The organism is Streptomyces sp. NPDC104581, assembly GCF_055583685.1.
In genome coordinates this window covers 212282-219695 of the sequence record NZ_JBVJNN010000008.1, presented here as the reverse complement: position 1 = coordinate 219695, position 7414 = coordinate 212282, and the positions used below count along the sequence as shown (strand labels likewise).

Annotated in this window: 7 protein-coding genes; 3 read left to right on the top strand and 4 right to left on the bottom strand. The window is 73.3% G+C overall.

Annotated elements, in window-relative coordinates; all coding sequences use genetic code 11:
• Positions 1-124: 124 nt before the first annotated feature.
• The 4 genes from ACZ61E_RS10240 to ACZ61E_RS10225 form a co-directional block, all read right to left on the bottom strand.
• The gene (locus ACZ61E_RS10240; protein WP_469699111.1) at positions 125-502 is read right to left on the bottom strand and encodes a hypothetical protein; all 378 of its coding nucleotides are present in this window, start codon (positions 500-502) and stop codon (positions 125-127) included.
• Between the two features lie 138 nt (positions 503-640).
• Complete coding sequence (locus tag ACZ61E_RS10235) at positions 641-1345, bottom strand: hypothetical protein (protein ID WP_469699110.1); 705 nt, start codon at positions 1343-1345, stop codon at positions 641-643.
• 277 nt (positions 1346-1622) lie between these two features.
• Positions 1623-1862: a chaplin gene (locus ACZ61E_RS10230; RefSeq protein WP_242575217.1), complete on the bottom strand. Its 240-nt coding sequence runs from the start codon at positions 1860-1862 to the stop codon at positions 1623-1625.
• Positions 1863-2050: 188 nt separating this feature from the next.
• Positions 2051-2293, bottom strand: coding sequence for a chaplin (locus ACZ61E_RS10225; RefSeq protein ID WP_469699109.1), 243 nt, complete (start codon positions 2291-2293; stop codon positions 2051-2053).
• A 739-nt stretch (positions 2294-3032) separates the two neighbouring features.
• Here ACZ61E_RS10225 and ACZ61E_RS10220 point away from each other — a divergent pair.
• Genes ACZ61E_RS10220 through ACZ61E_RS10210 form a run of 3 tightly spaced genes read left to right on the top strand, consistent with a single transcriptional unit; the run spans position 3033 to position 7271 of the window.
• The gene (locus ACZ61E_RS10220) at positions 3033-4193 is read left to right on the top strand and encodes a glycosyltransferase (RefSeq protein WP_469699108.1); all 1161 of its coding nucleotides are present in this window, start codon (positions 3033-3035) and stop codon (positions 4191-4193) included.
• The gene (locus ACZ61E_RS10215; RefSeq protein WP_469699107.1) at positions 4190-5797 is read left to right on the top strand and encodes a sugar transferase; all 1608 of its coding nucleotides are present in this window, start codon (positions 4190-4192) and stop codon (positions 5795-5797) included. Before ACZ61E_RS10220 ends, ACZ61E_RS10215 begins: the two co-directional genes overlap by 4 nt.
• A gap of 1 nt (position 5798) precedes the next feature.
• The gene (locus ACZ61E_RS10210) at positions 5799-7271 is read left to right on the top strand and encodes an O-antigen ligase family protein (RefSeq protein WP_469699106.1); all 1473 of its coding nucleotides are present in this window, start codon (positions 5799-5801) and stop codon (positions 7269-7271) included.
• Positions 7272-7414: the final 143 nt, after the last annotated feature.

Here is a 7414-nt window from a genome sequence, read left to right as displayed (position 1 = left end):
CCCCCCCCCCCCCCCCCCCCCCCCCCCCCCCCCCCCCCCCCCCCCCCCCCCCCCCCCCCCCCCCCCCCCCCCCCCCCCCCCCCCCCCCCCGCCGGTGGTGCGGGAGTTACGGGGCGGGGGCCCGTCAGCCGCCGAGCGGGATTCCGCCGAGCATCGCGCCGCCCTTGCCCTTGCTCTTGCCACCCTTGCCCTTGGCCTTGTCCGCCTTGCCGCCCTTGCCGGCGCTGGTGCCCTTGGCGTCCTTGCCGCCGTCCTTGTCGCCGCTCAGCCCGTTCGCCACGTCGCCCACGGTGTTGACGAGGGAGCCGTCGTTCTTCGGGTCCAGCGCGTTCGTCCGGACCGGCTGGACGTCGAGCGTCTCCTGGTTGGTCACCGTTTCGAGGGCACCGCCCAGTCCGCCGTTGAGGCTCATCGGGAGGTTCTGGGCGGCGAACGCCGGGGTCGCGGCACCCAGCGTCAGTACGGAACCGGCGATGACAGCGGCGACCTTGATGGGCTTCATGGTGAATCCTTCTTTCAACGGTTGTTCTCTTGAGTCCTGGTCTCGCCCTCAGTAACGATCTCCGGCCGTCCCGGACACGACGAACGGCCGTGCGGCCCCGGGTGACGGGGCGGCACGGCCGCTCTGGCGTACGCGGTGTTACTGGTTCTGCGGCGTCGTCGGCACGCCCGGAACCTCCGGGGCCGGTGCGGGCATCTCGGCCTCCGGCTGCTTGGGCAGCTCGGGCAGGCCCGGCAGGTTCGGGGCCGGCATGGCGTCGTTCATGACGAGCGCGGTGGCGAGGTTGACCAGCGAGGTCACGACGGCCTGCGACTGCGTGGCGACGGCCTTCGCGTCCTTGGTGGCCGCAGCCTTGAGCAGCGCGTCCGTCGCCTTCTGTACGGAGTCGGCGGCCTGGACCGTCAGGTCGGCCCGGGCCGGGGCCTTGCCGTCGGCGCCCACGGCATTCACGGGGTTCATCGCGTCCGCGCTGCCGTCGTTGTCCGCGGGCTTGGCGGGAGCGGCGGGGGCCGCCGGGGCGGCGTTCCTGACCGCGTCCAGGCCCTTCTTGATGGCCGCCTGGTGCCTCTCGATGTCGGCCGCGGCGAGCTGGCCGTTGTCCGCCGCGAGCACGTCGGCGAGCATGTCGGTGACCGGCGCGATGGCGCCGGACAGCGAACTCAGCGCCTCGGCCTGCTGCTTGACGGCGTCGGCGTCGGCGACCGGGGCACGGAACGCCTCCGCGCCGACGCCGGCCGGCGTCTGGTTGGCGCTGGTGGCGGCGACGGCGGTACCGGCGGTGCCGAGAACGAGTGCGGCGCAGACGGCGGCGGCTGCGGCGCGTGAGGAGACATGGGAACGCATGAAAAGTCCTTTCAGGACACGGTGGGGGTTTGCGTCTTCACCGTGAGTCGCGGAGCGGTCACCCGCAACCGATCCCGACCGCCGCGCGGTGTCCGCCAACCGGCCGCTTCGACCCCGCTGACCTGCGTCGGACTATGAAAATCGGCCACCCGTCCGAGGCGCGTGTCGCAGCCGAAAGGGTGGCCGGACAGCTCTCGGACAGCGGAAGAGCCGCCCTCCCCGGGATGGGGAGGGCGGCTCTCGCCGTGGCGGGCGGCAGTCGGGGCTGCCGTCCGGATCAGGCGTTGACGCAGGTGTTGCCGAAGGCCGGGTTGAGCAGGCCGATGACGTTGATGGTGTTGCCGCAGACGTTCACGGGGACGTGCACCGGGACCTGGACGACGTTGCCGGAGATGACACCCGGGGAACCGACAGCCGCGCCCTGGGCGCCGCTGTCGGCGATGGCGGCACCGGAGGCACCGACGACGGCGGCGGCGGCCGCGGAGGACAGAACAACAGCCTTGGCGATACGCGACATGGGGATGAGCTCCTCGGTGTTGAGGGGAAGGGCCGTACGGGCGCAGTTGCCCGACTTATCGATCAACGCGGGTGGTGCTGATCGGTTGCGGCCCGAATGAGTGAAGAAAGCGGTACGGGGTCCGGCGGTCGTGCCGCCGGACCCGGCGCGCCGGCCGTGGGCCGACGGAGCTCGGGCTCCGTCGAAGGTCAGGCGTTGACGCAGGTGTTGCCGAAGGCCGGGTTGAGCAGGCCGATGACGTTGATGGTGTTGCCGCAGACGTTGACCGGCACGTGGACCGGGACCTGGACCAGATTGCCGGACAGGACGCCCGGCGAGTTGGCCGCGACTCCCTCGGCGGACGCGCCGCTGGCGGACGCCATCCCGGCTCCGGCGAGGAGGAAGGCAGCGCTGGACGTCGCCATGACGACGGACTTAGCGACTCGCTTCATCACCATATCCTTTCGATTTACGAATGGTGCGACAGGCTCAACGATCGGCGGCCGTTCGGGAAACGCGCGATCGCCCGAAGAGTGCTATTGGGCGCGCGTGAAGGTTTGCGGGCCGACCGATTCCGGGAAAGCGACTGTGCCTTGACAACGGGCCGTGCGGTTCACGTGATTACCGATCCCACGGCCGTAAGAGTGCACTGTCGATTCATACTCGGGGTCGGAGAGTCTCAATGCCGGATTTCGCGCTTCATGGTGTAGGGCGCCGTCTGCCGTCCACCGAAATGGTGACGGCCGCCGCGACCGTTTCCGTTCGGCGAGCGCGACCGTACCCGTGCGGCACGGCGGGCTCGTCCGGGCGGCCGGTCGGCGGGCCAGGCTGCCGGTCGCGCGCCCGGGGGTCGACGACGTGATGAATTCCGGCATTGCTGATGCGGGTGCCAATCACATTAAAAGACAACCCGCTTACAAGAACAGTCTCGGATATGACTCCGATCTCCTCGACCTGCGTGAACCACCCGTCCCGGGAGGCGACACTATGAACGTCCGTTTCCGGGCCGGGTGCGACTCGATCTCGTTCGGCGCGCTCTATGCGGCGGTGGATGCGCGGCGCTGAGCCGGCTCATTCATCCGCGCGTCGGCAGCGCTCGCGCGTTTTCCCGATTGTCCGATCCACGACACCAGAGACCACGATTGGAGTGACTCGCGCGTGCCGCAACCAAGCAACAGTCAACGTTCCGGCTTGACCGTTCTCCATCTCGTCCAGCCGGTCGACGGCGGAGTGGGCCGCGTCGTCGCCGATCTCGTCCACGCCCAGGTCGCCGCCGGAATGCGGGTCGTCGTCGCCTGCCCCGACCAGGGCCCGCTCATGGCGGACGTGGCCGCGCTCGGCGCCGAGACGGAGGTCTGGCGCGCGACCCGAGACCCCGGCTTCGGACTGCCGGCCGAGATCCGCCGCGTCACCGAACTGGTCGGACGGATCCGCCCCGACGTGGTGCACGCGCACAGCGCGAAGGCCGGATTCGCCGGACGCCTGGCCGTACGGGGACGGATCCCCACCGTGTTCCAGCCGCACGCCTGGTCGTTCGAGGCGGTCAGCGGGACGACCGCCGCCCTCGCCCGCGGCTGGGAGCGGCTCGCCGCCCGCTGGACCGCGCGCGTCGTCTGCGTCAGCGAGGCCGAGCGCGGCCGGGGCGAGCGCGCCGGAGTGCGCGCCGCCTGGTCCGTCGTCCACAACGGCGTCGACGCCGACCGCTTCCGGCCCGCGGACACCACAGGCGCCCTCTCCGCCACCGCCGCCGACCGCGCCGCGCTCCCCCTGCTCGCCGCACTCCCCGCGGAGACACCCCTCGTGGTGTGCGTGGGCCGGCTGTGCAGACAGAAGGGGCAGGACGTGCTGCTCCGCGCCTGGCCACGTGTCCTGCGGGACCTGCCCGGGGCCCGCCTCGTACTCGTCGGCGACGGACCCGACGCCGAGCGGCTGCGCGAGGGCGCGCCGCCCTCGGTGCTCTTCGCCGGAGCCGTGACGGACACCGCGCCCTGGTACCGGGCCGCCGACCTCGTCGTCCTGCCGTCCCGCTGGGAGGGCATGGCGGTGGCGCCGCTCGAAGCGATGGCCAGCGGGCGGACCGTACTGCTCAGCGATGTGGACGGGGCGCGCGAGAGTCTGCTGCCGCACCAGCGGGCGCACTGCCTGACCGCGCCCGGGGACCACGCGGCCACGGCGAAGGCGATCACCGCGCTGCTGCGCGACCGGTCACTGCGCGACACCTTCGGCCGCGAGGGCCACGACCACGTACGCGGCACCTATGACGTGCGGCGGACCACGAGCGCCATCGCGGACGTGTACCGCGACGTGGCCGCCGTGCCGCGCTCCGAGCACAGGGAGCCGATTCCCCAGTGAGTACGGAAAGCACCAGCGTCCCCGCACCCTCCGGACGCGGACCGGGACGGCGCGGACCGGCCGGCCCCGGGCCGGTGACCGTCACGGCCGCGGGCCGGCCACCGCTCGGGTACGCCTCGATCAGCTCCCGGCAGGACGCCGGCGACCCCCTCGCGCTGCCACCCCGCCGCCGTACGGCCGCCCCCCTGCGCTTCGGGCTGCCGCTCCTCGCCTCCGACTGGGCGTCAGCCCTGCTCGGCACCGCGTTACTCGACTCCGGACAGCGCCACACGCTGGTGATCGCACAACTCCTCGTCTGTGTCGCCGTCCTCAACGCGTACGCCGGTCTCTACCGCCCGTCCGGACCGCGGACCGCCCTGGACGATTTCCCCGCACTGGCCGCGCGCACCCTCGTCGCCTGGTGCGCCTCCGCCGCGCTGCTCGCCGCGCTCCACCCCTCGCACGCGCTGAGCCTCACGGACCTGCTGGCCGGCAGCGCGACGCAACTGCTCATCGCCTGCTGCGGCCGGGCCCTCGTCCACGGATACCGGCGGCGCACGGCGAGCAGGCGGCTGACCTCCGCGCTGATCGTGGGGACGGGGCCGGCGGGCAGACGGTTCGCCGCGATGTTCGCCCGGCACCCCGAGTACGGCCTGCGACCCGTCGGCATCGTCGCCCCCGTGGCGGCGGACGGGCCCGGCACCCCGGACGGCGACCCGCGCGACGGCGCCGTCGGGGGCGTCGGCGAGGACCACCCCGCCGATGCCGACACCCCGGCCCCCGGGCTCCCCGTGCTGACCACCGCCGAGGAGATCCACCGCGCCGTCATCCAGAACGGTGTCCGGCAGGCGGTGTTCGTCGACGGCCAGGCCGGCGCCGGAAGCGCGGAGGACCGCGCCGCGCTCGTCTCCCGCTTCCACCAGTACGGCTGTGCCGCCTGGTTCATCGGCGCCGGTCCCCGGGACACGGCCGCCGGTGCCCGGCGCGGCATGTCCCAGCACGTCTGGGGGTACAGCTGCCACCGCGTCGACCCGCCCACCGCACCCCGCGGCGCCCTCGGCAAACGCCTGCTCGACATCGTCGTGGCGGCACTCGCGCTGGTCGCCGTCTCACCGGTGCTGCTCGCCTGCGCGCTCGCCGTACGGTTCCTCGACGGGCCCGGCGTGCTGTTCCGCCAGGAACGCGTGGGGCAGAACGGACGCCCCTTCACCGTGCTGAAGTTCCGCACCCTGCGCCCCGCCGACGACACCGAGGCGGCCACCCGCTGGTCCGTCGCCAACGATCGGCGGATGAGCACGGTCGGCCACATCCTGCGCCGTACGTCGCTGGACGAACTCCCGCAGATCTGGAACGTCCTGCGCGGCGACATGAGCCTCGTCGGACCCCGCCCCGAACGCCCCTTCTTCGTGGCCAGCTTCAGCAAGACCCACCCCGGCTACGCGGCACGCCACCGGATGCCCGTCGGCATCACCGGTCTCGCGCAGGTCAACGGGCTGCGCGGGGACACCTCCATCGAGGACCGCTCCCGATTCGACAACCACTACATCGACCACTGGTCGTTGTGGCAGGACGTGTGCATCATCATCCGAACCGCCCTCTCGCTCGTCCGTCCGGCGGGGAGCTGACGTGGCCCACCCCCGAGGCGCGCCGCTCCTGGCCCCGCGTACGGAATCGAACCCCCTCCGTCCCCCTCGCCCCTCCTCCGGAGCCGAACGCGACCGGCGGACCTGGCGCGTCCGGCCCGACTGGCGGCAGTGGCGCGGCACGCTGCGCCGGACCGTCCCGCTGCTGCCCGTCCTCGCCGTCGTGGCCCTCCTCGCCGTCCCCGTCGAGGGCCCCGCCGGCGACGGGTCGTCCGGTTCCGGGACGGTGGCCGACGTGGCGTCCGCGCTGCTGGTCGTCTTCTGCCTGGTACGGGTGGTGCGCGAGCGCGCCCGGCCGCTGACCCGAACGGCCGCGCTGGTCCTGGGACTTCCCGTTCTCGGCGTCTGCGCCGCCGCGATCACGTCCTACGACCCCGCCTCCAGCCTGCCGGGCGTGGCGCGCTACCTCCAGATCTTCGTGCTGGTGCCCGGCGCACTGCTCCTGCTGATCAGGCACCGCCGGGACTTCCGGCTCGTCGCCTGGGCGATGGTGGCTCTCGCGCTGGTGCAGGGGTGCATCGGTGTCGTCCAGTACCTGACCGGCACCGGCGCCTCGTACATGGGCGAGGACGTCCGCGCCGTCGGCACCTTCGGTCCCACCGACGTCATGGGCATGGCCACCGTCGTGTCGTACGGACTGGTCGCCGCGGTCGGACTGGCCCTGGGCGTGGGAGTGGGAGTGGAGCGCGGTCCGGGGGGCGCCCGCGAGGTGCCGCGCGTACAGCGGGCCGTCGCGCTCGCCTGCGCCGCACTGCTGTTCCTGCCGCTCGTGGTCTCCTTCAGCCGCGGCGCGTGGATCGCGACGGTCGTGGCCGTCACGCTGCAACTCGCGCTCTCCGGGCCGCGCCGCGCGGCCCGCGTCGCGCTCGTCACCGCGGCGATCGGCACCGTACTCGTCGGCGGGCTCGGTATCGGCTCGCAGATGGTCGCCGAACGGCTCGGCAGCATCACCGAGGTCACCGAGGCGCCCGACAGGTCGGTCACCGACCGGTACACGATGTGGGCGGCGGCGGGCGGCATGTGGCGCACCGACCCGGTCACCGGCGTCGGGCTGAAGGGCTTCCCCGCCTACCGCGACAGCCACGCGTCGATCGCGCTGTCGTCGGGCAGCGACACGGCGGGCGCGGGGACGGCCTTCCAGCGCCAGCCGCTGCTCTCCCCGCACAACATGTATCTGCTGGTCCTCAGCGAGCAGGGGGTCATCGGCCTGCTGGCCCTCGCCGGGAGCTGGGCGGCGCTGCTCGTGCTCGCCCTGCGGAGACTGCCCGGCTCGCGCCGCGGCGGTACGGGCGCCGACTGCGCGCTCGTCGCCGTCGGGCTGCTGGTCTGGCAACTGGTGGACTTCGGTTACGCGGACATCGGCGGGCCGTCCACCGTGCTCACCGCCGTCGTGCTCGGTCTGGCCGCCTGGTGGGCGCTGGACCGGCGGGTCGACCGGGGACAGGGTGCGGCGTGACCGATCTGACGGACGCGGCGCGGTCCGCGACGGCGAAGCCCACGCAGGCCACCGGCCCCGCGGTCCCCGGCCGCCGGCCCCCGCCGGCCCCCACGACACCCCCGCCGACCGAGGGCACGGGCGACACGAGCGCCGACCGGGGG

What these genes read in the sequence shown, in the direction of transcription:
- ACZ61E_RS10240 (WP_469699111.1), bottom strand. Translation starts at nt 502, where the DNA reads ATGAAGCCCATCAAGGTCGCCGCTGTCATCGCCGGTTCCGTACTGACG.
- ACZ61E_RS10235 (WP_469699110.1), bottom strand. Translation starts at nt 1,345, where the DNA reads ATGCGTTCCCATGTCTCCTCACGCGCCGCAGCCGCCGCCGTCTGCGCC.
- ACZ61E_RS10230 (WP_242575217.1), bottom strand. Translation starts at nt 1,862, where the DNA reads ATGTCGCGTATCGCCAAGGCTGTTGTTCTGTCCTCCGCGGCCGCCGCC.
- ACZ61E_RS10225 (WP_469699109.1), bottom strand. Translation starts at nt 2,293, where the DNA reads ATGAAGCGAGTCGCTAAGTCCGTCGTCATGGCGACGTCCAGCGCTGCC.